19 protein-coding genes and 3 tRNA genes are annotated in these 25,234 nt (G+C 68.6%); 6 read left to right on the top strand and 16 right to left on the bottom strand.

What is annotated here, in order from left to right:
• The first annotated feature begins 184 nt into the window (after positions 1–184).
• Together AB0J78_RS12005 and AB0J78_RS12000 are read left to right on the top strand one after the other, a co-directional pair.
• Positions 185–2,443, top strand: coding sequence for an RNA degradosome polyphosphate kinase (locus AB0J78_RS12005; RefSeq protein ID WP_363788948.1), 2,259 nt, complete (start codon positions 185–187; stop codon positions 2,441–2,443).
• Between the two features lie 71 nt (positions 2,444–2,514).
• Positions 2,515–3,471 (top strand): NUDIX hydrolase, encoded by a 957-nt coding sequence (locus tag AB0J78_RS12000; RefSeq protein WP_363789311.1) that lies wholly within the window; start codon positions 2,515–2,517, stop codon positions 3,469–3,471.
• Positions 3,472–3,719: 248 nt separating this feature from the next.
• On the opposite strand, the gene AB0J78_RS11995 is transcribed toward AB0J78_RS12000, so the two are convergent.
• From AB0J78_RS11995 to leuC, 3 genes are all read right to left on the bottom strand, one after another.
• The gene (locus tag AB0J78_RS11995; RefSeq protein WP_363788947.1) at positions 3,720–4,400 is read right to left on the bottom strand and encodes an HU family DNA-binding protein; all 681 of its coding nucleotides are present in this window, start codon (positions 4,398–4,400) and stop codon (positions 3,720–3,722) included.
• Between the two features lie 231 nt (positions 4,401–4,631).
• Positions 4,632–5,234, bottom strand: a complete 603-nt coding sequence (leuD, locus tag AB0J78_RS11990) for a 3-isopropylmalate dehydratase small subunit (protein ID WP_363788946.1) — start codon at positions 5,232–5,234, stop codon at positions 4,632–4,634.
• A 38-nt stretch (positions 5,235–5,272) separates the two neighbouring features.
• A complete protein-coding gene (gene leuC, locus AB0J78_RS11985; RefSeq protein ID WP_363788945.1) occupies positions 5,273–6,676 on the bottom strand; it encodes a 3-isopropylmalate dehydratase large subunit in 1,404 nt (467 codons plus the stop codon).
• A gap of 91 nt (positions 6,677–6,767) precedes the next feature.
• On the opposite strand from leuC, the gene AB0J78_RS11980 reads away from it, so the two are divergent.
• The gene (locus AB0J78_RS11980) at positions 6,768–7,469 is read left to right on the top strand and encodes an IclR family transcriptional regulator (protein WP_363788944.1); all 702 of its coding nucleotides are present in this window, start codon (positions 6,768–6,770) and stop codon (positions 7,467–7,469) included.
• A gap of 49 nt (positions 7,470–7,518) precedes the next feature.
• Here AB0J78_RS11980 and AB0J78_RS11975 read toward each other — a convergent pair.
• The 5 genes from AB0J78_RS11975 to gltX form a co-directional block, all read right to left on the bottom strand.
• Positions 7,519–7,591, bottom strand: a tRNA-Glu gene (locus AB0J78_RS11975).
• 456 nt (positions 7,592–8,047) lie between these two features.
• Positions 8,048–8,120: transfer RNA gene (locus AB0J78_RS11970), tRNA-Glu, on the bottom strand.
• Between the two features lie 32 nt (positions 8,121–8,152).
• Positions 8,153–8,224: transfer RNA gene (locus AB0J78_RS11965), tRNA-Gln, on the bottom strand.
• A gap of 156 nt (positions 8,225–8,380) precedes the next feature.
• The gene (locus AB0J78_RS11960) at positions 8,381–9,148 is read right to left on the bottom strand and encodes an HAD family hydrolase (RefSeq protein ID WP_363788943.1); all 768 of its coding nucleotides are present in this window, start codon (positions 9,146–9,148) and stop codon (positions 8,381–8,383) included.
• A 209-nt stretch (positions 9,149–9,357) separates the two neighbouring features.
• Entirely contained in the window at positions 9,358–10,866 is a 1,509-nt protein-coding gene (gene gltX, locus AB0J78_RS11955; RefSeq protein WP_363788942.1) for a glutamate--tRNA ligase, read from the bottom strand.
• A 105-nt stretch (positions 10,867–10,971) separates the two neighbouring features.
• Between gltX and AB0J78_RS11950 the strand changes: the two genes are divergently transcribed.
• Positions 10,972–12,201 carry an FAD-dependent oxidoreductase gene (locus AB0J78_RS11950; protein WP_363788941.1) on the top strand — a complete coding sequence of 410 codons (1,230 nt, stop codon included), beginning with the start codon at positions 10,972–10,974 and terminating at the stop codon, positions 12,199–12,201.
• Between the two features lie 78 nt (positions 12,202–12,279).
• Here AB0J78_RS11950 and AB0J78_RS11945 read toward each other — a convergent pair whose 3' ends face one another.
• The 8 genes from AB0J78_RS11945 to AB0J78_RS11910 all read right to left on the bottom strand — a co-directional run bounded on the left by AB0J78_RS11945 (position 12,280) and on the right by AB0J78_RS11910 (position 22,174).
• Positions 12,280–13,062, bottom strand: a complete 783-nt coding sequence (locus AB0J78_RS11945) for a fumarylacetoacetate hydrolase family protein (protein ID WP_363788940.1) — start codon at positions 13,060–13,062, stop codon at positions 12,280–12,282.
• A gap of 104 nt (positions 13,063–13,166) precedes the next feature.
• A complete protein-coding gene (gene cimA / locus AB0J78_RS11940) occupies positions 13,167–14,768 on the bottom strand; it encodes a citramalate synthase (RefSeq protein ID WP_363788939.1) in 1,602 nt (533 codons plus the stop codon).
• Positions 14,769–15,038: 270 nt separating this feature from the next.
• Positions 15,039–16,037 (bottom strand): 3-isopropylmalate dehydrogenase, encoded by a 999-nt coding sequence (locus tag AB0J78_RS11935; RefSeq protein WP_363788938.1) that lies wholly within the window; start codon positions 16,035–16,037, stop codon positions 15,039–15,041.
• A gap of 271 nt (positions 16,038–16,308) precedes the next feature.
• Positions 16,309–17,904 (bottom strand): phosphoglycerate dehydrogenase, encoded by a 1,596-nt coding sequence (serA, locus tag AB0J78_RS11930; protein ID WP_363788937.1) that lies wholly within the window; start codon positions 17,902–17,904, stop codon positions 16,309–16,311.
• Between the two features lie 257 nt (positions 17,905–18,161).
• A complete protein-coding gene (locus tag AB0J78_RS11925; protein WP_132627456.1) occupies positions 18,162–18,407 on the bottom strand; it encodes a DUF397 domain-containing protein in 246 nt (81 codons plus the stop codon).
• Between the two features lie 173 nt (positions 18,408–18,580).
• Entirely contained in the window at positions 18,581–19,576 is a 996-nt protein-coding gene (gene ilvC / locus AB0J78_RS11920) for a ketol-acid reductoisomerase (protein ID WP_363788936.1), read from the bottom strand.
• A gap of 262 nt (positions 19,577–19,838) precedes the next feature.
• Complete coding sequence (gene ilvN, locus AB0J78_RS11915) at positions 19,839–20,345, bottom strand: acetolactate synthase small subunit (protein WP_145737715.1); 507 nt, start codon at positions 20,343–20,345, stop codon at positions 19,839–19,841.
• Positions 20,342–22,174 (bottom strand): acetolactate synthase large subunit, encoded by a 1,833-nt coding sequence (locus AB0J78_RS11910; protein WP_363788935.1) that lies wholly within the window; start codon positions 22,172–22,174, stop codon positions 20,342–20,344. Before AB0J78_RS11910 ends, ilvN begins: the two co-directional genes overlap by 4 nt.
• 387 nt (positions 22,175–22,561) lie before the next feature.
• Here AB0J78_RS11910 and AB0J78_RS11905 point away from each other — a divergent pair, with 387 nt between their 5' ends.
• On the top strand, positions 22,562–23,035 hold the full coding sequence (locus AB0J78_RS11905) for a PH domain-containing protein (protein ID WP_363788934.1): 474 nt from the start codon (positions 22,562–22,564) through the stop codon (positions 23,033–23,035).
• 195 nt (positions 23,036–23,230) lie between these two features.
• A complete protein-coding gene (gene ilvD / locus AB0J78_RS11900) occupies positions 23,231–25,075 on the top strand; it encodes a dihydroxy-acid dehydratase (protein WP_363788933.1) in 1,845 nt (614 codons plus the stop codon).
• Positions 25,076–25,234: the final 159 nt, after the last annotated feature.

Below are 25,234 nucleotides of genomic sequence, written 5' to 3'. Positions count from 1 at the left end.
GGCACCGATGGCAGGAAGGTTCCCCTCCTCCCCCTCGGCCCGCAGGAAGGGTCCCTTCCGCTCACCGGGGTGGCAGGGAGGTTCCCTTCCGCACGTCACGCGAGGTTCCGCTGTGTTCGGACGAACATCAGATGAACGGCATGGTTGCTCGATCTGAAACGGTTTTTTGAGTGACAATGGCTCGGTGAGCACGAACAGCGACCGGTCACCGAAGCGGCCCGCCAAACGCACCTCGTCCGCAGGCAAGGCGGCGGCGAGCCGCGAACCGCGTCCTGCTCGCCGCGCCACCGCTGGCAACGAGACGGCCGGGCCCCTGCCCGCGGTCACCGGCGGTGCGCGGGTTCCCTCGGCGCCGCCCGCTGTGACCAGGGCCGCGGCCACGACGGACCTGCCCGAGGACCGGTACCTCAACCGGGAGCTGTCCTGGCTGGACTTCAACGCGCGCGTGCTGGCCTTCGCCGAGGACCAGTCGCAGCCGGTGCTGGAGCGGGCGAAGTTCATGGCGATCTTCGCGTCCAACCTGGACGAGTTCTACATGGTGCGCGTCGCCGGGCTGAAGCGCCGCGAGGAGACCGGGCTGTCGGTGCGCAGCGCCGACGGGCTCACCCCGCACGAGCAGCTGGTCCGCATAGCCGCGCGCAACCAGGACCTGATGGAGAAGCTCGGCCGCGTCTTCGTCGACGAGCTGCTGCCGGAGCTCGACGCCCACGGCATCCGCATCCTGGACTGGGACGAGCTCGCCTCGGACGACCAGGCCAAGCTCACCCGCTACTTCGAGGACCACATCTTCCCGGTCCTCACACCGCTGGCGGTCGACCCGGCGCACCCGTTCCCCTACATCTCCGGGCTTTCGCTGAACCTCGCGGTGACGGTGACCGATCCGGACGCCGGGCTGCGCCGCTTCGCGCGCGTGAAGGTCCCCGACAACGTGCCGCGGCTGATCCGGGTGGAGGCCGACCGGGAGAACGAGCTGGCCACCTTCCTGCCGCTGGAAGAGCTCATCGCCGCGCACCTGAGCAAGCTGTTCCCGGGCATGCGCGTCTCCGAGCACCACATCTTCCGCGTCACCCGCAACGCCGACCTAGAGGTCGAGGAGGACCGCGACGAGGACCTGCTGCAGGCGATGGAGCGCGAACTCGCGCGCCGCCGCTTCGGTCCGCCGGTGCGGCTGGAAGTCACCGACACCATGAGCGAGAACATGCTCGAACTCCTGCTGCGCGAGCTGGAGGTCGACCAGCACGACGTGGTGGAGGTCAAGGGCCTGCTCGACCTGTCCTGCCTGTTCCAGCTGGACAAGCTGCAACGGCCGGACCTCAAGAACTCCCCGTTCGTCCCCGCCACGCACCCGGCTTTCGCCGAGGGGCAGACGCCCAAGAGCATCTTCTCCACGCTGCGCGAGGGCGACGTGCTGGTGCACCACCCCTACGACTCGTTCTCCACCTCGGTGCAGCGCTTCATCGAGCAGGCGGCTGCCGACCCGCACGTGCTGGCGATCAAGCAGACCCTGTACCGCACCTCGGGTGACTCGCCGATCGTCAACGCGCTCATCGACGCCGCCGAGGCGGGCAAGCAGGTCGTGGCCCTGGTGGAGCTCAAGGCGCGCTTCGACGAGCAGGCCAACATCCAGTGGGCGCGCACCCTGGAGCGCTCGGGCGTGCACGTCGTCTACGGCCTGGTCGGGCTGAAGACGCACTGCAAGACCTCGCTCGTGGTGCGCCAGGAGGGTTCGACGATCCGCCGCTACTGCCACCTGGGCACCGGCAACTACAACCCCAAGACCGCGCGCATCTACGAGGACCTGGGCCTGCTGACGGCGTCCCCGGAGATCGGCGCCGACCTCACCGACCTGTTCAACGTGCTCACCGGCTACGCCCGGCACGGCAACTACCGCCGCATCCTGGTGTCCCCGCAGGGCATCCGGAACGGGATCGTGGAGCGGGTCGAGGCCGAGATCGAGCGCGCCAGGCAGGGTTTGAGCTGCGGTGTCCGGATGAAGGTGAACTCGCTGGTCGACGAGCAGATCATCGACGCCCTCTACCGCGCCTCGCTGGCCGGCGTGCCGGTGCAGGTCGTGGTGCGCGGCATCTGCGCCCTCAAGGCAGGCGTGGACGGGCTCAGCGAGAACATCGAGGTGCGGTCGATCCTGGGACGGTTCCTGGAGCACTCGCGGGTGTTCCACTTCGTCGGCATCGACGAGCACTGGCTGGGCAGCGCCGACATGATGCACCGCAACCTGGACCGCCGCATCGAGGTCCAGGTCCGCGTCACGGACGCGAAGCTGACCGCGCAGATGGACGCGATGCTGGATTCCGCGATGCACCCGTCGACGCGCTGCTGGGTGCTCAACGCGAAGGGAGACTGGGAAGCCTCCCCGCGCAGCGGCGAGCAGGTCCGCGACCACCAGACCGAGATGCTGTCCGGCCACGGCGCCAAGGTGTCTTAGGAAAACCGTTCCCAGGCTTGTTGAGGAAGTAGAGCGTGACCGACAACATCCCGGTTGCCGAAGCGGTCGAGGTGCCCGCGCTCGTGCGCGCGGCGGGAGCTGTGCTGTGGCGGCCCGGCGCTCAGGGCCCTGAGGTGGCGCTGGTGCACCGCCCCCGGTACGACGACTGGTCGCTGCCCAAGGGGAAGCTCGACCCGGGCGAACTCCCCGCACAGGCGGCGGTCCGCGAGGTCGCCGAGGAGACCGGGTTTTCGTCCGTGCTCGTGCGCCCGCTCGCGCAGGTGCGCTACGCGGTCCCGACTCGCTCGGGCGAATCCGCGCCGAAGATCGTCGACTACTACTCCGCACGACTGCGAGCCGGCGAGTTCACGCCCAACGACGAAGTGGACGAACTCCGCTGGCTGTCGCCGGAGCGGGCGCGCGCGGAGTTGAGCTATCCGCACGATGCGCGAGTCCTCGACGCATTCGACGATGCCCGCGAGGAAACGGCCACGGTATTGCTGGTTCGCCACGCTAAAGCGGGCAAACGATCCGAATGGTCCGGAGATGACGCTCTTCGTCCGCTCAGCGAAGCGGGCCGCAAACAACGGGACGCATTGCATTCCCTGTTGCCGTTGTTCGCACCTTCCCGGATCTATTCGGCCCCGCGCGTGCGCTGCGAACAAACCGTCGCCCCGCTCGCCGGTGACCGCGGAATCCACATCGTGAGCGAGCCGCTGTTCTCCGAAGAGGTCTATTCGGCCGATCCGCAGGCAGGCGCGCGAGCGCTGCTGGAGGTGGCGGCCGAGGGCGGCACCAGCGTGGTGTCCAGCCAGGGAGGCGTCATCCCGGATCTGGTGACGCGGCTGGCCGATTCGGCCGGGCTGCGGCTGGGCGAGGTGACGTCGCGCAAGGGCAGCGTGTGGACGTTGTCCTTCCGGCCGGACGAGCGCGCCGACGACGGCAAGGCGCCCGGACTGCGCCTCGCGGCGGCGGACTACCTGCCGGATCCGCTGGCCCGGGCGCGAAGAACCCCTACAGGGCGCTGATCGCGCCGCTCAGCGCCGTCGCAGGCACCTCGGCCGCAGGGTACTCGGCCGACGGCGTTCCGGCGCTCTGCGGGCGTCTGACGCGCCCGCACGCGGGAGCGGCCGGAAGGGGAAAGCGACCCGCCGCGCCTGAGGCGGCGGGTTTTCGCCTTTTCCCAAAGCATTGAGCGGGCGGCGGCATCGCCCCCGGGGAGGGGGCTATGCCGCCGCCCGCTCGGCCCACTGAAGCTCGCAGTCGAAGCGAGCGATCACTTCTTGGTGGACTTGCGCGTCGTCGTGGCCTTCTTGGTGGCCGGGCGAGTCGTCTTCGCGGTGGACTTCGGCGCCGCCTTGGTGGTGGCCTTGGCGGTGCTGGCCCGCTTGGTGGTGGCCGACTTCGCCGGGGTCGCCTTGGCCGTGCTGGCCTTGGTGGTAGCCCGCTTCGGCGCAGCCTTCGTGGTGCTGGCGGCCTTGGCGGTGCTCGCCTTGGTGGCCTTGGCGGTCGAAGCCTTGGCGGGGGCGGCCTTCGCCGTGGTGCGGGTGGCGGTCTTGGTGGCCGCGGCACGCGTGGAGGTGGCCTTGCGAGCGGTCGTGGTCTTGCTCGCCGAGGCGGTACGTGTGGTCACGCCGCGCGTGGTGGCAGCCTTGCCGGAGGTCGTCGAACGCGGGAGCTTCCGCTGGCCGCCGACGACTTCCTTGAACTGGGTGCCGGCGCGGAACGCGGGAACGTTGGTCTTCTTGACCTTCACGCTCTCACCGGTGCGCGGGTTTCGGGCGACACGAGCCGCGCGAGCGCGCTTCTCGAAAACGCCAAAACCGGTGATGTTGACCTTCTCGCCTTTGTTGACGTTGCGAACGATGATGTCGACGACGTCTTCAACGGCCTGGCTGGCGGTCTTCTTGTCTCCGAGGCGTTCTGCCAGAGCCTCGATCAGTTGGGCCTTGTTCACTTCAGTCCCTCCCAGGACACAACAACGGCCCCGTTGGGCCGACTCAATGTCAACGGTAAAGCCCCGGAACAACAAATGCCATTCGCCACGCCCCATTTTTTCGTTGGGGCGCGGGCATTCGAGTCCGGGCAACGGGGTCCGCGCAGTGCTTGGAGCAACTGTTCAGTTGTCCCGATCGGGACGGATTTTTCCTGCTGTGAAAGGAAAAACCCGTCCCGACGCGGGGAAGCCTCAGCCCTTGCGAGCAGGCAGTGTGGCGGGCTTGAAACTCTGGCGCCCAGCCTCAAAAGTGTCGATCGTCTCGGCGTGGCGCAGGGTCAAACCGATGTCGTCAAGCCCTTCCAGCAGCCGCCAGCGGGTGTAGTCATCGATGCTGAAGGGCACCGTGAGGTCCTTGGCCTGGACGGTGAGTTCCTGAAGATCCACCGTGACAGCGGTGCCCGGCTCGGCCTCCAGGAGCTTCCAGAGCAGCTCCACATCGGACTGCTCGCACTGGGCGGCCAGCAGGCCCTGCTTGCCGGAATTGCCGCGGAAGATGTCCGCGAAACGGCTCGAGATGACCACTCGGAAGCCGTAGTCCTTCAGCGCCCACACCGCGTGCTCGCGCGATGACCCGGTGCCGAAGTCGGGTCCGGCGACCAGCACGCTGCCGGAGGAGAAGGGTTCCTGATTGAGGATGAACTCCTCGTCACCGCGCCAGGCGGCGAACAGCGCGTCCTCGAAGCCCGTGCGGGAGACCCGCTTGAGGTACACGGCGGGGATGATCTGGTCGGTGTCCACGTTGGACCGGCGCAGCGGGACGCCGACCCCGGTGTGCGTCTTGAACGGTTCCATCGTCACTGCTCCTGGTGGTAGAGAGCTCAAGAAGGTGGTCAGTCGAGGTCCTCGGGCGAGGAGAGCGTCCCGCGCACCGCCGTGGCCGCGGCCACCAGCGGCGAAACCAGGTGGGTACGGCCGCCCTTGCCCTGCCTGCCCTCGAAGTTGCGGTTGGAGGTCGAGGCGCTGCGCTCGCCCGGGTCCAGCTGGTCCGGGTTCATGCCCAGGCACATCGAACAACCGGCCGAACGCCATTCCGCTCCGGCGGCGGTGAAAACCTCGTGCAGCCCTTCGCTCTCGGCCTGCAGGCGCACCTTCATCGAGCCGGGCACCACGAGCATCCGGGTGTTGCCCGCGACCTTGCGGCCCTTGATGACCTCGGCGGCGGCCCGCAGGTCCTCCAGGCGGCCGTTGGTGCAGGAGCCCAGGAAGACGGTGTCCACGCTCACCTCGCGCAGCGGCATGCCCGCGGTCAAGCCCATGTAGGCCAACGCCTTTTCAGCGGCGAAGCGCTCGCCCTCGTCGACGATGGTCTCCGGGTCGGGCACGTTCTCGCCCAGCGGGAGGCCCTGGCCGGGGTTGGTGCCCCAGGTGACGAACGGGGTGAGTTCGTCGGCGTTGAGCGTGACTTCCGCGTCGAAGCCGGCGTCGTCGTCGGTGCGCAGCGTCTTCCAGTACTCGACGGCGGCGTCCCAGTCGGCGCCCTCGGGGGCGTGCGGGCGGCCCTTGAGGTACTCGAAAGTCGTGTCGTCGGGCGCGATCATGCCCGCCCGCGCACCCGCCTCGATCGACATGTTGCAGATGGTCATGCGGGCTTCCATCGACAGCTGGCGCACGGCCTCGCCGCGGTACTCCAGCACGTAGCCCTGACCACCGCCGGTGCCGATCTTGGCGATGACGGCGAGGATGACGTCCTTGCTCGTCACGCCGGGACGCAGCGAGCCCTCGATGTTGATGGCCATGGTCTTGAACGGCCTCAGCGGCAGCGTCTGGGTGGCCAGCACGTGCTCCACCTCGGAGGTGCCGATCCCGAAGGCCAGCGCGCCGAACGCGCCGTGCGTGGAGGTGTGGCTGTCCCCGCAGACGACGGTGGTGCCGGGCTGGGTGAGGCCGAGCTGCGGTCCCACGACGTGCACGATGCCCTGCTCGGCATCGCCCATCGGGTGCAGCCGGATGCCGAACTCCGCGCAGTTCTTGCGCAGCGTTTCGACCTGGGTCCGCGACACCGGGTCGGCGATCGGCAGATCGAGGCCGACGGTGGGGACGTTGTGGTCTTCGGTGGCGATCGTCAGGTCGGGGCGCCGCACTTCGCGGCCGGCCAGCCGGAGCCCTTCGAAGGCCTGCGGGCTGGTGACTTCGTGCACCAGGTGGAGATCGATGTAGAGCAGGTCGGGCTCGTGCCCTTCACCTTGGCGCACGATGTGCGCGTCCCACACCTTCTCCGCGAGCGTTTTTCCCATCACTGCTCCCAGTCGAGCGCGCCGAGACCCGAGTAAATGGGTCTCTCCCACAGAGTGGACTTCCCAGATGCCGGGAAGTTAGTATCGGTACGTGGGACAGCATAGCGGCATCGGAGTGTTGGACAAGGCAGTGGCCGTTCTGCAGGCGGTGGCTCAGGAGCCGTGCGGCCTGGCGGAACTGTGCGGCCGCACGGGGCTGCCCCGGGCGACGGCGCACCGTTTGGCGGTGGGTCTGGAGACGCATCGCCTGTTGCGCCGCGGTTCGGACGGCCGGTGGCGGCCTGGCGCGGCGTTGGCGGAGCTGGCCGGCGGTGCGGTGGACCCGCTGTTGGAAGCGGCGTCCACGGTGCTGCCCAAACTCCGGGATGTCACGGGTGAGAGCGTTCAACTGTACCGCCGGGACGGCATGCAGCGCTTGTGCATAGCGACGGCGGAGCCGCCGAGCGGTCTGCGCGACACGGTCCCGGTGGGCACGGCTCTGTCGATGACGGCGGGGTCGGGTGCGAAGGTCCTGGCTTCATGGGCGGATCCGGCGACGCAGCGCGCGGTGCTGTCGGAGGCGGTTTTCGGGGAGCGCACGTTGCTGGAGGTGCGCCGCAGGGGTTGGGCGCAGAGCGTGGCGGAGCGCGAGGCGGGCGTGGCGAGCGTCTCGGCGCCGGTGCGGGACAACCAGGGCGCGGTGGTCGCGGCGATCTCGGTCTCGGGCCCGATCGACCGCATGGGCCGCAGACCGGGCGCCCGCTGGGCGGCGGACCTGCTGGCAGCAGCGGAAGGCCTGCAGAACAGGCTCTGACGGCAAAGGAGAAGGACCCCGGAGATGATCCGGGGCCCTTCTCGCGTTGTAGTCCCGACGGGATTTGAACCCGCGCTACCGCCTTGAGAGGGCGGCGTCCTAGGCCGCTAGACGACGGGACCGCGCAACGGTGACAACGATACAACACCCCACAACCCACAAGAACACCCCCCACCCCAACCCCCACAACCAGCAAAAACAAAGAAAGGAGTGACCCCAACAACACCCAAACAAAGCCCGACCCACAACGAGAAACAAGAAGAGGAAGACGCAGAGGAAGAGGAACAAAGCAGACCCAAAAAGAGACAACCACCCCAACGAAGAAGCGAAGCCCCCACCAAAGAACAACCGAAGAAGCCAAGCGAAGCGCAGGCGGCACCAGAAGCCAAGCGAAGCGCAGGCAGCCGCGACCACCAAGAAGCTGGTCAGAAACCCAGGCCGGGAACCAATCCCAACGCGAGGAGCACTCCCCAGAGCAACCACCGCACCGTGGGGGGCATGGGGGGTTCGACCCCCCAACACAATGACGAAGGAGGCCCCAGTCTGCGCTTTCCGCAGACAGGGGCCTCCCACCTCTGTAGTCCCGACGGGATTTGAACCCGCGCTACCGCCTTGAGAGGGCGGCGTCCTAGGCCGCTAGACGACGGGACCGCGTTTGAGAGATCACCGGAGTGATCTGCTCGCTGGGGTACCAGGACTCGAACCTAGACTAACTGAACCAGAATCAGTCGTGCTGCCGATTACACCATACCCCATGGTGCTGAACGGCCAGTTGTCCCGAATTCCGATCTCCGCTGGGGAGTTCGGCTTCCGGACTTCTGTCCGCCGCGTTGGTGAATATATTAGACCACCCGTTGAGGGCCCTTTCCAGCACCCCCCTCTTCGGGGGTTCTCGCAGGTGGCGGCCTGGTTCAGGGGGTCTGGCCGACGAGGTCGGCGAAGTCGGGTGCGGCGATCTCGGTGACGAGCAGTTCGGGGAGTTCGCGGAGGCTCGTGATGGTGGCGACGGGGTGTTCGGCGGAGCCGCGGGGTGCGGGGATCTGGTCGCGGTTGAGCCAGATGCCGCTGAGTCCGGCGCGGGAGGCTCCTTGGGCGTCGGTGGTGAGCCTGTCGCCGACGTGGGCGACTTCGTGGGTTTGGAGGCCGAGTCGGTCGCACGCGGTGTGGAAGATCCGCGGGTCCGGTTTGGCGACGCCGATCTCGCCGGAGATGACGACGACGTCGAAGGCGTCGGCGAGCCCGACGGCGGCGAGCTTCTTGCGCTGGTAGGCGCTGGGGGCGTTGGTGACGGCGGCGAGGCGGAGTCCGCTGGCGCGCATCCAGTCGAGGCAGTCGAGGGCGTCGTCGAAGAGTCCCCAGGCGCGTTGCATGGCTTCCATGCGCTGGTTCTCGCGGCGTTCCGCTTCGGCGTAGTCGATGTGCTCGCCGAAGGCGGCGAAGAAGGCGCGGGTGCGTTCGACGCACATGACGTCGAAGGACAGCTGGGCGTTGACGAATCGCGCGTAGTACCGGTCGGTGGTGCGCTCCCACACGGGCCATGCCCGGTCAGTGCCGAGGAGCTCTCTGAGGGAGCTGCGCGCCGCGCTCTGGCTGTCGAGCAAGGTGTCGTCGAGGTCGAGGCAGACGGCCTTGATCTGAGCGGGATTGCGGGGATTCGATGCGTCAGCCGCGGATGTCACCCCGAGAGGCTAGGCGCTCACCCACCGCGCCCGACTCTGCCAACCTAGTGAAGTCTGCTGTGGGTCTGGAAACACTGTGCAACCAACGGCCGCTTCCGCCCCGTCTTAGCAGTTGGGCTCCGCGGAGTTCTGAGCGATCGCGCAGGTGAGGAAGACGACGCCGCCGCGACGCGGGAGCGTGCGTCGCGGCGGCGTGTTCGGCGGTGTTCTCAGGCGAGGGCCTTGCGGAGCCTCGCGAGGGAGACGTCGCGGCCGAGGAGTTCCATCGACTCGTACAGCGGCGGCGACACGGTGCGGCCGGTGATGGCGACGCGGACCGGGGCGAACGCCTTGCGCGGCTTGATGCCCAGGCCGTCGACGACGGAGACCTTGAGGGCCTCCTCGATGGCGGCGGTGGTCCACTCCGGCAGCTCGTCGAGCGAGCCGATCGCGGCCTGCAGCACGGGCTGCGCGTCTTCGCCGAGGGCCTTCTGAGCGGAGGCCTCTTCGGGCTGGAAGTCGTCGCCGGCGAACAGGAAGGCCATCATTCCGACGGCGTCGGAGAGCACGATGAGCCGTTCCTGCACCAGCGGTGCCGCGGCGCGCACGGTCGCAAGCTGCGACTCGGTGGGTTCCGCGGGCAGCACTCCGCCGTTGATGAGGTAGGGCACGATGCGCGCGACGAAGTCGTCGGGGGCCAGGGCGCGCAGGTGCGCGGAGTTGATGGCGTCGGCCTTCTTCTGGTCGAAGCGGGCCGGATTGGAGCTGACGCGTCCGATCTCGAACGCCTCGACCATCTCGTCGAGGGTGAACACGTCGCGGTCCTCGGAGATCGACCAGCCCAGCAGCGCGAGGTAGTTGAGCAGGCCTTCGGGCAGGAAGCCCCGGTCGCGGTGGTGGAACAGGTTGGACTGCGGGTCCCGCTTGGACAGCTTCTTGTTGCCCTCGCCCACGACGAACGGCAGGTGGCCGAACTCGGGCGTGAAGTCGGTGACGCCGATGCGCTGCAGCGCCTCGTAGAGCGCGATCTGGCGCGGCGTGGACGACAGCAGGTCTTCGCCGCGCAGGACGTGGCTGATCTGCATGAGCGCGTCGTCGACGGGGTTGGTGAGCGTGTAGAGCGGGTCGCCGTTGCCGCGCACGAGCACCGGGTCGGGGATGCTGCCCGCGGGGAAGGTGATGTCGCCGCGCACCAGGTCGGTGAAGGTGATGTCGCGCGCGGGCATCTTCAGCCGCAGCACCGGCTTGCGGCCTTCGGCCTCGTAGACCTCGCGCTGCTCGTCGGTGAGGTCGCGGTCGAAGTTGTCGTAGCCGAGCTTCGGGTCGCGTCCGGCGGCCTTGTGGCGGGCTTCGACCTCTTCGGGGCTGGAGTACGCCTCGTAGAGCTCACCGGCGGCCAGCAGGCGCTGGGCGATGTCGGCGTAGATGTCGCGCCGCTCGCTCTGCCGGTAGGGGCCGTGGTCGCCGCCGACTCCGGGGCCTTCGTCCCAGTCGAGGCCCAGCCAGCGCAGCGCGTCGAGCAGCGCCTGGTAGGACTCCTCGCTGTCGCGGGCGGAGTCGGTGTCCTCGATCCGGAACACCAGCTTGCCCTTGTTGTGCCGGGCGAACGCCCAGTTGTAGAGCGCGGTGCGGATCAGGCCGACGTGCGGGGTTCCGGTCGGCGACGGGCAGAACCGGGCACGAACCGGCCGGGTTACCTCGTCCTGGGCTGCGTCTTTGCTGGCTTCTGGCGTGCTCATAACGGTTTCAGCGTAGCCAGTGCTCGTGCGCGCTTGACGGCCGCATCCGGTAGGTGCATCCTGAATTTATTCAACGGACGTTGAAAACTCTGGAGGGGGATCGCAATGGAGCGCACCACCTGCGTCGTCGTCGGCGGCGGGCCCGCCGGCATGGTTCTCGGACTGCTGCTCGCCCGGGCCGGTGTCGAGGTCACCGTCCTGGAGAAGCACGGCGACTTCCTGCGCGACTTCCGCGGCGACACGGTGCACCCCACGACTCTGCAGCTGCTCGACGACCTCGGCCTGTCCGACCGCTTCGCCAAGATCCCGCAGAGCCGGATCAGCAAGGTCCAGCTACCGCTCGGCCCGAACGGCGAGCTGTTCACGATGGGCGACTTCTCACTGCTGCCGATCAAGCACAACTACATCGCGATGGTGCCGCAGTGGGACCTGCTGGACATGCTCGCCGACGAGGGCAAGTCCGAACCGGGGTTCACGCTGCGGATGAACACCGAGGCCACCGAGCTGATCCGGGAGGGCGGCCGGGTTCGCGGTGTGCGCTACCGCACCGACTCGGGGCAGACCGGTGAACTGCGCGCCACCATCACCGTGGCCTGCGACGGCCGCAAGTCGTTCGTGCGGGACATGCCGGAGCTCGGACTGCGGGACTTCCCCACCCCGATGGACGTCCGCTGGTTCCGGGTGCCGCGCCACGAGGGAGACCCGGAGGGCCTCCTCGGACTGCTGCGCAAGCGCGCGTTCCAGGTGCTCATCGACCGGCGGGACTACTTCCAGGTCGCCTCGATCATCCACAAGGGCTCCGACCCCGAGGGCCGCTCCCGGCCGATCGAGGAGTTCAACGCGCAGCTCAGGCGGGAGATCCCGTGGCTGGGAGACCGGGAGCTGGTGCGCTCGTGGGACGACGTGAAGCTGCTGCACGTGACGCTGGACCGGCTGCGCAAGTGGCACGTGCCGGGCCTGCTGTGCATCGGCGACTCCGCGCACGCCATGTCGCCGGTCGGCGGCATCGGCATCAACCTCGCGGTGCAGGACGCGGTCGCGGCGGCCCGCCACCTCGCGGGACCGCTGCGCGAAGGCCGGCTGCAGCGCAAGCACGTGGCGGCCGTCCAGCGGCGCCGCTGGCTCACCACGGTGCTGATCCAGGGCTTCCAGCGCATGATCCACGAGAACGTGGTGGGGCCCGCCCTGCGCGGCGAGATCGACCTCGGCGGCTCGGCGAGGCTGCCGCTGCCGATCCGCGCGGTCAGCCGCCTGCCGTTCCTGCGCCGCATCCCGCCGTACCTGCTGGCCTACGGCGCTGTGCGGGAACGCCCGCCGCGCGAGGCCCTGCGGTAGTCGCCGCGAGACTTGTGGTCCGAACTGACCGGACAGGAGAGGCGGGCGGTTCGGACCACAACCGCCCGCCTGCCGGCCTCAGGCGTTCTGGACGGGGTTCGTCAGGGCCCCGAGGCCGTCGATGGAAACCGTGACCTTCTGACCGTCGGTCATCGGGCCGACGCCCGCCGGAGTGCCGGTGAGGATGACGTCGCCGGGCAGCAGCGTCATGATCCGCGAGACCCACGAGACCAGGCCGCCGATGCCGTGCACCAGCTGCGAGGTGCGGCCGTCCTGCTTGACCTCACCGTCCAGATCGGTGCGGATCGACAGGTCCGACGGGTCGATCTCGGTGTCGATCCACGGGCCCAGCGGGCAGAACGTGTCGTAGCCCTTGGCGCGCGTCCACTGCCCGTCGGCCTTCTGCTGGTCGCGGGCGGTCACGTCGTTGGCGATCGTGTAGCCGAGCAGCACCTCGGTGCCGCGCGCCTCCGGGACGTCCTTGCAGGGCTGGCCGATGATCGCGGCCAGCTCGCCCTCGAAGTCCACCCGCTCGGAGTTCGACGGCAGCTTGATCGGCGAGTTGGGGCCGATCACCGACGTCGACGGCTTCATGAAGATCAGCGGGTTCTCGGGCGCCTCGCCACCCATCTCGCGCGCGTGCTCGGCGTAGTTCTTGCCCACGCAGATCACCTTGCTCGGCAGGATCGGCGCCAGCAGGCGCACGTCGGCCATCGGCCACTTCCGGCCGGTGTAGGTGGGCGAGCCGAACGGGTGCTGGTCGATCTCGACCGCCACGATCTTCTCCCGCGGCGCCGCCGGATCCGGCTCCAACGCGACAAAGGAAACCCCGTCAGAGTGGGCGACACGAGCCAACCGCAAGACAACCTCCGCAAAATCTGCTGTGGACTCATCCAAACATAAGAGGTGGTCGCTCGGCTCATCGGTGCGGGTGGCGGCTGCGCCGCTTCAGCGGGAGGTCGCCGTCACATCGCGGCGCAGGCCTTGTAGATGAGCGCGTCGCAGAGCGCGAGCCAGCTGGCCTCGACGATGTTGGCGTGCACGCCCACGGTGGTCCACTCGTGCTCGCCGTCGCGGGACTCGACCAGCACCCGGGTGACGGCGTCGGTGCCCGGCTCGTCGACGAGGATGCGGACCTTGTAGTCGGCCAGCTCCACCGATTCCAGCCACGGCAGGTGCGGCACGAGGGCCTTGCGCAGCGCGGCGTCGAGGGCGTTGACGGGACCGTTGCCCTCCGCCGTGGCGATCACCCGCTGCCCTGACACGCTGACCCGCACGGTCGCCTCGGACACGACCTCGCCGTCCTCGCGGTGGTCGAGCAGCACCCGGTACGACTCGAGCTCGAACGGTGTTTCGAGTTCGGAACCCGTCATCTCCCGGCGCAGCAACAACTCCAGCGAGGCGTCGGCGGCCTCGAACGACCAGCCGCGCGCTTCGAGCGCCTTGACCTGCCGCACCGCTCCCCCGACCGCCTCCGGCGAGAGCTCCAGGCCCAGTTCGGCGCCCTTGAGCTCCAGGCTGGCGCGACCGGCCATCTCGGTCACCAGCACCCGCATCCCGTTGCCGACCTCGGCCGGGTCGAGGTGGTTGTAGAGCTCGGGATCCACTTTGATCGCGCTGGCGTGCAGCCCGGCCTTGTGCGCGAACGCCGACTGCCCCACGTACGCCTGGTGGGTGTCGGGCGCCAGGTTGGCGATTTCCGCCAGCGCGTGCGAAACCCGCGTCAGCTCGGGCATTTTGCCCTCCGGCAGCACCGGCATGTCGAGCTTCAGGCCCAGATTTCCCAGAACTGCGAACAGATCCGCGTTGCCCGCGCGTTCGCCGTAGCCGTTGGCGGTGCACTGCACGTGCGTGGCACCGGCCTGCACCGCCGCGACGCTGTTGGCCACGGCGCAGCCGGTGTCGTCCTGGCAGTGGATGCCGACGCGGAGCCCGGTGCGCGCGATGACCTCCCGCACGGTGTCGGCCAGCTGCAACGGGAGCTGACCGCCGTTGGTGTCGCACAGCACGACCACGTCGGCGCCGGCGCCCGCTGCGGCGTCGAGCACGCGGAGCGAGGTGTCGGGGTCGAAGGCGTACCCGTCGAAGAAGTGCTCGGCGTCGAGGAAAACTCGCCTGCCGTGGTCGACGAGGTGGCGGACGGTGTCGGCGATCATCGCGCAGTTCTCCGCCACATCGGTGCGCAGCGCCCGTTCGATGTGCCTGCGGTCCGATTTGGCCACCAGCGTCACGACCGGAGCGCGCGATTCCAGCAGTGCGGCAACTTGACGATCTTCGTCCACTTTGGAGCCCGCCCGGCGGGTGGAGCCGAACGCCACGAGCGCGGCGTGGTCGAGCGCGAGTTCCCCTTGCGCCGCGCGGTGAAAGAACTCGGTGTCCTTGGGAAGCGCTCCGGGCCAACCACCTTCGATGAACCCGACCCCGAGCCCGTCCAGCAGGCGTGCGACGGCCAGCTTGTCGGTGACCGAGTACGAAATTCCCTCTCGCTGCGCGCCGTCCCGCAGCGTCGTGTCGTAGACGTGGAAGTCGTCGCCCAGGGGCGTGCCGGCCGGCTTGGTGCGGGTCACTGGATTGTCTCCCGTCGGATCGATCGGTTCGGCGTGGACCTGACGCAGGCAACAAAAAAGACCCCCCGCGAATGCGAGAGGTCAGCGCGTCGGGAAGCGGAGATGTTTACCCGACGCGCTCGCCAATAATGATCACACTGCGGAAAGCCACGACCCCATGCTGCACACCTCGCACGCCGATGTCCATCGAACGCGACGGACTTCTCACGATCCGGAAAAGCCGAAGGGCGCCTCCCCGCTGCGGGGAGGCGCCCTTCGGCGAAGACCCGGTCAGGGCTGGGCCACGACCTCGTGCGACGAGACCAGCGCGGCCAGCCGGTCGCCGATGGCGAACGTGGCGCCCGGCGACGAGTGGTCGCGAGTCGCCAGGTCGAAGGCCACGGAGGCCTCGACGCGCTTGGCGGCCTCGGTCAGCCCGACGTGGTCGAGCAGCATCGCGATCGACAGCACGGCGGCGGTCGGGTCGGCCACGCCCTGCCCGGCGATGTCCGGGGCGCTGCCGTGAACCGGCTCGAACATGCTCGGGTTGCGGCGGGTGGCGTCGATGTTGCCGCTGGCCGCGAGGCCGATGCCGCCGGTGATCGCACCCGCCAGGTCGGTGATGATGTCGCCGAAGAGGTTGTCGGTGACGATCACGTCGAACCGGCTCGGATCGGTGACCATGTGGATCGTGGTGGCGTCGACGTGCTGGTAGGCCACGGTGACGTCCGGGTACTGCAGGGAGACCTCTTCGACCACGCGCGACCACAGCGAACCGGCGTGGGTGAGCACGTTGGTCTTGTGCACCAGGGTCAGGTGCTTGCGCGGCCGCGAGGCGGCGCGGGCGAACGCGTCGCGCACGACCCGCTCGACGCCGAACGCGGTGTTGATGCTGACCTCGGTGGCGATCTCGTGCGTGGTGCCCTCGCGCACGACGACCATGTCGATCTCACCCGGGTCGACCACCGGGCTCTTCACGCCCGGGTACAGCCGCGCGGGGCGCAGGTTCACGTGGTGGTCGAGTTCGAAGCGCAGCCGCAGCAGCAGACCGCGCTCCAGGATGCCGCTGGGCACCGATGGGTCGCCGACCGCGCCGAGCAGGATCGCGTCGTGCTGGCGGAGCTCACCGAGCACGGACTCGGGGAGCAGCTCCCCCGTCGCGTGCCAGCGAGCGGCTCCGAGGTCGTAACGGGTGATCTCGGTATCCGGCACGACCTCGCCGAGCACCTTGAGTGCCTCGGCAACGACCTCCGGCCCGATCCCGTCGCCGGGGATCACAGCGAGCCGCATCTACACACCTCCCGAGAACCACCCCGAACTGCGGGGCTCGAACTGTTGAGCCGAAGGCTACCGGCATGGCCGCGCAGAGCGGCACGCCGGGCCCACCAAGTGGATGATAAGTCCCGAACTGTGGGACACCCATTCGGGTGACGCACTGTTTCGGTCCAGGTACGCGCGAGGGGCCGTCCCACGGAATGGAACGACCCCTTCTCACGCTTTCGAGCTATTCAGCGTGCGAACCCGTCGTTGAGCACCTACTCAGCGACACCTCGTTGCGGGCTCACTCAAAGCTGACGGTGCGCACGATGCGCGCACCCACGGCAGCGCCGATCGGCTCCAGCACGCCCTGCTCGACCGGACGGTCCACGCGCAGCAGCATGATCGCCTCGGAGCGCTCGGTGGTCTGGCTGACCGTCGCGGCCTCGATGTTCACGCCGACCTCGCCCAGCAGCGTGCCGACCTTGCCCATCACACCCGGGCGGTCCGGGTACTCCAGCAGCAGCACGTTGCCCTCGGCCCGCAGGTCGAAGTGCCGACCGTTGACCTCGACCAGCTTCTCCACCTGGTTCGGGCCCGACAGCGCACCGGAGACCACCGAGGTGCTGCCGTCGGCCATGTGCGCGCGCAGCGACACGACGCTGCGGTGGTTCGGGCTCTCCGAGGTCGTCTTGACCTCGACCTGGACACCCAGCTCCTCGGCCAGCTGCGGGGCGTTGACGAAGGTCACCTGACTCTCGACCGCACCGGCGAACACGCCGCGCAGCGCCGCCAGCTGCAGCACCGAGACGTCCTCGTCGGCCAGCTCACCGCGGGCCTCGATGGTCACCGAGCTCGGGGTGCCGCCCTGCAGCGCGGCCAGCAGCTGGCCCAGCTTCTGGGTCAGCGACAGGTACGGGCGGACTTCCTCGCCGACCGCACCGCCCTGGACGTTGACCGCGTCCGGGACGAAGTCGCCGCGCAGCGCCAGCCGGACCGACTTGGCCACGTCGGTGCCCGCGCGGTCCTGCGCCTCAGTGGTGGAGGCACCCAGGTGCGGGGTCACCACGACGTTGTCCAGGGCGAACAGCGGGCTGTCGGTGATCGGCTCGGACTTGAACACGTCGATGCCCGCGCCGGCGATGGTGCCGTTGCGCAGCGCGTCGGCCAGCGCGTCCTCGTCGACCAGGCCGCCGCGAGCGGCGTTGATGATGATCAGGTTCGGCTTGGCCTTCTTGAGCTCCTCGGCACCGATCAGGCCCAGGGTCTCAGCGGTCTTCGGGAGGTGGATCGACAGCGCGTCGGCGCGGCTGAGCAGCTCCTCCAGCGAGACCAGCTCGATGCCCAGCTGCGCGGCGCGGGCCGGCGACACGTAGGGGTCGTAGGCGATGAGCTTGGTGCCGAAGGCGGCGACGCGGGCGGCGAACAGCTGCCCGATCTTGCCCAGGCCGACGACACCGACGGTCTTGCCGTTGAGCTCGACGCCGCCGTAGGAGCTGCGCTTCCAGGCGCCGCCCTTCAGGCTCGCGTCGGCCTGCGGCACGTTGCGGACCACCGACAGCAGCAGCGCCATGGCGTGCTCGGCGGCGGAGACGATGTTGGAGGTGGGGGCGTTGACCACCATCACGCCGCGCTCGGTGGCGGCGGGCACCTCGACGTTGTCGAGGCCGACGCCGGCGCGGGCGACGACCTTGAGGCTCTTGGCCGCCGACAGGACTTCGGCATCGACCTTGGTTGCGGAACGGACCAGCAGCGCATCGGCGTCGGCGACAGCGTCGAGCAGCGCCGGACGGTCGGTGCCGTCCACGTTGCGGATCTCGACCTCTTCGCCGAGGGCGTCGATCACGGACGGGGCCAACTTCTCGGCGAGAAGAACGACAGGACGGCTTGCGTTGGTCACGGGCGAACTCCAAGCTGGAAGATCACGATCGGCACGACGATGTGCCCGGACGGGGGAAGTTTAACGGGAGATTGAGAAAGCATTCACAAGGGTGTAGCTCGGATCACCGCTGGATCGAACACGTCCACAAGACCCGCTCTTTCAGCATTATCGCAGATCACGCCCCGTGCAAGAGGTATTCGTTCCAGAGTGCGGGAGAGATCGGCACCCGAACGGGCCCACGCCGACGACATCAGGCCCGAACCGGCGGCCGCGCTTCACGGTTCGTCGAATTCGCCGTCCTTGGCGCCCGCGACGAACGCGTCCCATTCCTCGGGGGTGAAAACGAGAACGGGACCCTCCGGATCCGCCCCGTTCCGCATCCCCACATAACCGTCGACGAACGCGATCTCGACGCCCGGTTCGTCCGGATCATCCGTGCTCGTGATCCACTCCGCGACTGAGAAGTCCAATTTGTCGCGGACATGCGCTTTGTCGTCGACGATCTCGTTCTCTGCACTCACGATGCGTACCGTATCCCTCACTCATAGCGATATCCCGTTGTGGGAGACCCGCCCGGCGGAAACCTACCCACCACCGCCGGAACACGCGAGGCCCGGTGAAACCTCGTTCGAGAGGTTTCACCGGGCCAGGCGGGTCAACGCTGAAGAGGGCTCCGGAGAGCTCGCGGATCAGCTCACTTGTTGGTCCAGGACATCAGCGAGCGCAGCTTCTTGCCGACCTCTTCGATCTGGTGGGCGTTGCCCTGGGCCTGGAGCTTGGTGAAGTTCGGGCGGCCCGACTCGTCCTCGGCCACCCACTCCTTGGCGAAGGTGCCGTCCTGGATCTCACCGAGCACCTTGCGCATCGAGTCCTTGACGTGCGAGTCGATGACGCGCGGGCCGCGGGTGAGGTCGCCGTACTCGGCGGTGTCCGAGCAGGAGTAGCGCTGACCGGCGATGCCGCCCTCCCACATCAGGTCCACGATCAGCTTGAGCTCGTGCAGGACCTCGAAGTAGGCGATCTCCGGCTGGTAACCGGCCTCGACCAGCACCTCGAAACCGTTCTGCACCAGCGCGGAGGCACCACCGCAGAGGACGGCCTGCTCACCGAACAGGTCGGTCTCGGTCTCCTCCTTGAAGGTGGTCTTGATGACGCCGGCGCGGGCACCGCCGATGGCGGCGGCGTAGGACAGCGCCAGGGCCTGGGCGTTGCCCGAGGCGTCCTGCTCGACGGCGATCAGGCACGGCACGCCCTTGCCGTCGACGAACTGGCGGCGGACAAGGTGACCCGGGCCCTTCGGGGCGACCATCGCGACGTCGACGTCGGCCGGCGGCTGGATCAGGCCGTAGCGGATGTTGAAGCCGTGGCCGAAGAACAGCGCGTCACCCTGCTTGAGGTTCGGGGCGACGTCGTTGGCGTAGATCTCGCGCTGCTTGGTGTCGGGCGCCAGGATCATGATCAGGTCGGCCTCGGCCGACGCCTCGGACGGGGTGAGGACCTTCAGGCCCTCCTCCTCGGCCTTGGCGCGGGACTTGGAACCCTCCGGCAGGCCGATGCGCACGTCGACGCCCGAGTCCCGCAGGCTCAGCGCGTGCGCGTGGCCCTGGCTGCCGTAGCCGATGACGGCGACCTTGCGGCCCTGCACGATGCCGAGGTCCGCGTCCGCGTCGTAGAAGATTTCAACTGCCATGGTGATTCAGCGTTTCCTTTCGGGACTTCATCGGTTGTCGGCCGTGGCTGGCAACCACTAGGAGATGTTGGGTGCGGCGGTAGCCGCTGTTTCAGGTGTGGGACTCAACTCGCACCGCCGCGGGTTCTCAGCGGTTCTCCGGGGAGGACGCCGCGACGCCGTGCATTGGCATGCATCAGGAGTGGCGCCCGGACCCGGAGGGCCGCTGAGGTTCCGCTACTTGCACCGCTAAGCAAAGACACCCCGAAACCATTCCTCGTTGTCAGCGCACTGCGGTGGCCGTGATGGAGCGGGGGCCACGCCCGATCGCGATCGTTCCCGACTGCACCATCTCGCGGACGCCGTAGGGTTCCAGCATTCGCAGCAACGCGTCGAGCTTATCGGCGGGGCCGGTGGCCTCGATGGTCAGCGCCTCCGGCGAGACGTCCACCACCTTGGCGCGGAACAGCTGCACGGTCTCCAGGACCTGGCTGCGCACCGAGGAGTCGGCGCGGACCTTGACCAACAGCAGCTCGCGCTGCACAGCGGCGTCGTCCTCCAGCTCCACGATCTTGATCACGTTCACCAGCTTGTTGAGCTGCTTGGTGACCTGCTCCAGGGGCTGGTCGCTGACAGCGACCACGATCGTCATCCGGGAGATCTCCGGGTGCTCGGTCGGGCCGACCGCGAGCGACTCGATGTTGAAGCTGCGGCGGGAGAACAGCCCGGAAACCCGAGCGAGAACACCGGGAACGTTCTCCACCAGAACGCTCAAGGTATGCCTAGTCACGCCTCGTCCTCCTCGAACAGGGGGCGGATGCCGCGTGCCGCCATGATCTCGTCGTTGCCGGTGCCCGCCGCCACCATCGGCCACACCTGGGCGTCCTTGCCCACCACGAAGTCGATCACGACCGGTCGGTCGTTGATCTCCATAGCCCGCTGGATGACGCTGTCGACGTCCTCTTTGGACTCACACCGCAGGCCGGCGCACCCGTAGGCGTCGGCGAGCAGCTTGAAGTCCGGGATGCGGTGCTTGTGGGTGCCGAGGTCGCTGTGTGAGTAACGCTCGGCGTAAAACAGGTTCTGCCACTGCCGGACCATACCCAGGTTGCCGTTGTTGATGATGGCCACCTTGATGGGGATGTCCTCGATCGCGCAGGTCGCGAGCTCCTGGTTGGTCATCTGGAAGCAGCCGTCGCCGTCGATGGCCCACACGACCTTGTCCGGCACGCCGGCCTTGGCGCCCATGGCCGCGGGAACCGCGTAGCCCATGGTCCCCAGGCCACCGGAGTTCAGCCAGGAACGCGGGTTGTCGTAGCCGATGAACTGCGCGGCCCACATCTGGTGCTGACCCACGCCCGCCGCGTAGACCGCGTCGGTGCCGGCGATCTCGCCCAGCCGCTCGATGACGTACTCCGGCGACAGGCTGCCGTCGCTGGGCTCGGCGTACCCGAGCGGGAACCGGCCGCGGATGTCGTCCAGCATCGCCCACCACGCCGTCAGGTCGGCTGTGCCGTCCTCGGCCTCGGCGGTCCCGAACGCCTCGGTGAGCTCGGCGATGACGTCCTTGCAGTCACCGACGATCGGGACGTCGGCGTGGCGGTTCTTGGAGATCTCGGCCGGGTCGATGTCGGCGTGCACGACCTTGGCCTCGGGCGCGAACGACGAGAGCTGGCCGGTGACCCGGTCGTCGAACCGGGTGCCCAGGGCGATCAGCAGGTCGGAGCGCTGCATCGCGGCGACCGCGGCGACCGTGCCGTGCATGCCGGGCATGCCGAGGTGCTGCGGGTGCGAGTCCGGGAACGCGCCGCGCGCCATCAGCGTGGTGACCACCGGGATGCCCGTGCGCTCGGCCAGCTGCCGCAGCTCGGCGTGCGCCTCCGCCTTGATGACACCGCCACCGACGTAGAGGACCGGCTGCTTGGCCTCGACCATGAGCTTCGCGGCCTCGCGGACCTGCTTGCCGTGCGGCTTGCTGGTCGGCCGGTAACCCGGGAGCTTCATCTCCGGCGGCCAGGAGAAGGACATGGTGGCCTGCTGGACGTCCTTGGGGATGTCGACCAGCACCGGGCCCGGACGGCCGCTGGCGGCGATGTAGAACGCCTCGGCGATGATCCGCGGGATGTCCTCGGCGTCGGTGACCAGGAAGTTGTGCTTGGTGATCGGCAGCGTGATGCCGCAGATGTCGGCTTCCTGGAAGGCGTCGGTGCCGATCAGGCCGGTGGACTGCTGACCGGTGATCGCCACGACCGGGACGGAGTCCATGTGCGCGTCGGCGAGCGGGGTGACCAGGTTCGTCGCACCCGGGCCGGAAGTGGCCATGCACACACCGACCTTGCCGGTGGCCTGCGCGTATCCGGTCGCCGCGTGCCCGCCGCCCTGCTCGTGGCGGACCAGCACGTGCCGGACCTTCTCGGAGTCGAGCAAGGGGTCGTAGGACGGGAGGATGGTGCCACCCGGAATCCCGAAGACGACCTCGCAACCCACGGACTCCAGCGAGCGGACGAGTGCCTGCGCACCCGTCATCTTCACCGGAGCACCGCTGGGCGGCGCGGGCTTGGGTCGGCGTCCTGGCGGGGGCGCCGGGACCGGATTCTGCCTGGTATTGGCGCTGGTCATCGGGTCAACCTCGGTGGTTGGGAGTGGGACCGGACACGAAAAAACCCCCGCAGGCCACAAATAGGCCCCACGAGGGTTGGCGCGTCGACGCTGCGAACTTCCTTAGGCGTCGACGCGCCAGGGAAGTACGAGAATGTCGTGCAGTCGCAGCATGGCCAGGACGTTAATGGGACCGGTCGCGCCACGTCAAACGATCCGGGATGATCGTCTCGCATGCTGGGCGCCCGTCCAGGTTGCCACGATCCGAGGCTTCGCGCTTTTCCCAGTTCAGCGATGCCGTCACGACGAGATTCGCACCAGGTGTGATACACGCCGCTCCGGAACTCCCAGCCGATGGGAGGATCGGGTCCCGATCGGGCGAGGCCCGCCAGGTGAGAGCATCGAGGGGTGAGCGAGACACCCCAGGACGACGCCGCCGAACCGCAGAGCACCGAATCCGCGCCCGCCGCGGAGCCGCAGGGCACCGAGATCCCGGAGTCGCTGAACTTCCGGGTCCCCCGCGTGTCGCTGCTGGCCGTGCTCGCGGTCGCCGCCTGCGCGGTACCGCTGGCCACCACCTCCGGCCCGGTGGGTCCGCTGGTCTTCCTGATCCCGCTCGCACTCCTGTGGGCCGTGCTGCGGCCGGGCACCAGCGTCGACGCCGAGCGGATCAAGACCCGCTCCCTCGTCGGCGGCCGCACCCTGCGCTGGGAATCGCTGAAGGGCCTGGCCATCACCAAGCAGTCCAAGGTCCGCGCCAGCACCACCGACGGCGCCGAGGTCACGCTGCCCACCGTGCGCCCGCGCGACCTCCCGGCCATCTCCCTGGTCAGCCGCGGACACCTCCCGGACCCCACCGCGCGGTCCACCGACGAGGACTGACACCGCGCGGGTCCCGACCCGTAATCTGACCGACATCCGTGCTCGACCACGGTGTTCGCAGGAGTAGGGTCAAGGTCACCGCCACGCTTAGCGCCCACAAGGCGACGCCAGCGGGATGGGCCGTTCGCGTTGAAGCTCGCTGGCTCCGCACCCGGCCCCACCGCACAGAGCCTGGAATCGAAGAAGGTCTCCCCAATGCCTCAGCTGCGTTCCCGAACCACGACTCACGGCCGGAATGCCGCCGGCGCCCGTTCGCTGTGGCGCGCCACCGGCATGACCGACGACGACTTCGGCAAGCCGATCGTCGCGATCGCCAACTCCTACACCCAGTTCGTGCCCGGGCACGTGCACCTGCGCGACCTCGGTGACGTCGTGGCCGAGACGGTCCGCGAGGCGGGCGGCGTGCCGCGCGAGTTCCACACCATCGCCGTCGACGACGGAATCGCCATGGGCCACAGCGGCATGCTCTACTCGCTGCCCTCGCGGGAGATCATCGCCGACTCGGTGGAGTACATGGTCAACGCGCACCAGGCCGACGCGCTGGTGTGCATCTCCAACTGCGACAAGATCACCCCGGGCATGCTCAACGCCGCGATGCGGCTGAACATCCCCGCGGTGTTCGTCTCCGGTGGCCCGATGGAGGCCGGCAAGGCCGTCGTGGTCGAGGGCGTCGCGCACGCGCCGACCGACCTGATCACCACCATCTCGGCCTCGGCGAACTCGGCGGTCGACGACGAAGGCCTCTCCGAGGTCGAGCGCTCCGCGTGCCCGACCTGCGGTTCGTGCTCGGGCATGTTCACCGCGAACTCGATGAACTGCCTGACCGAGGCGCTGGGACTGGCGCTGCCGGGCAACGGCTCGACGCTGGCCACCCACGCCGCGCGCCGCGAGCTCTTCCAGGAGGCCGGCCGCACGGTCGTCAACATCGCCAAGCGCTACTACCAGTCCGACGACGAGACCGTCCTGCCGCGCTCGATCGCCAACAAGCAGGCCTTCGAGAACGCGATGGCGCTGGACATGGCGATGGGCGGTTCCACCAACACGGTGCTGCACACCCTCGCCGCCGCGCAGGAGGGCGAGATCGACTTCACGCTCGACGACATCGCCGAGATCAGCCGCAAGGTGCCGTGCCTGTCGAAGGTCGCGCCGAACTCCGATTACCACATGGAGGACGTGCACCGGGCCGGCGGCATCAGCGCGATCATGGGTGAGCTCGACCGCGCCGGTCTGCTGCACCGCGACGTCGCCTCCGTGCACAGCGAGAGCCTGACCGCGTGGCTGTCCCAGTGGGACGTCCGCGGCGAATCGCCGTCGGAGAAGGCCCTGGAGATCTTCCACGCCGCGCCCGGCGGGGTGCGCACCACGAAGGCGTTCTCCACCGACAACCGCTGGTCGTCGCTGGACACCGACGCCGCCAACGGCTGCATCCGCGACGTCGAGCACGCCTACACCGTCGACGGCGGTCTGGCCGTGCTCAAGGGCAACCTCGCCGAAGACGGCGCGGTCATCAAGGCGGCCGGCGTCGAGGAGGAGCTCTGGCACTTCCAGGGTCCGGCGCGGGTGCTGGAGAGCCAGGAGCAGGCGGTGTCGGCGATCCTGAACAAGGAGATCCAGCCCGGTGAGGTGCTGGTGATCCGCTACGAGGGCCCCGCAGGCGGCCCCGGCATGCAGGAGATGCTGCACCCGACCGCGTTCCTGAAGGGCTCCGGCCTGGGCAAGAAGTGCGCGCTGATCACCGACGGCCGGTTCTCCGGTGGTTCGTCGGGCCTGTCGGTCGGGCACATCTCGCCGGAGGCCGCGGGCGGCGGGCTCATCGGCCTGGTGGAGAACGGCGACCAGATCCTCATCGACGTCCACGAGCGCAAGCTGGAACTGCTGGTCGACGAGCAGGTCCTGGCCGAGCGCCGCGCCAAGATGGAGGCCAGCGAGAACCCCTGGCACCCGGTCGACCGCGAGCGCAAGGTCACCACAGCCCTCCGCGCCTACGCCAAACTAGCCACCTCAGCCTCCTACGGAGCAGTCCGAGATGTGAACAAGTGAGCCGGGTCGTTGCGTGAGCCAAGTGGCGAAGCCACTTCCTCCTTGCCCCACCCGAGCAGCCGGCACCGCCGCGGGTTCTGAGCGGCTTCGTGGCGAGGACGGCCACTCCGCCGTGTATTGGACATACATCAGGAGTGGCACCCGCAGTCCACGGAGCCG

This window comes from Saccharopolyspora sp. NPDC049426, from assembly GCF_040676935.1.
Classification (GTDB): domain Bacteria; phylum Actinomycetota; class Actinomycetes; order Mycobacteriales; family Pseudonocardiaceae; genus Saccharopolyspora.
The sequence above is the reverse complement of the archived record's forward strand: the minus strand, read 5'-3'. Positions and strand labels throughout refer to the sequence as shown.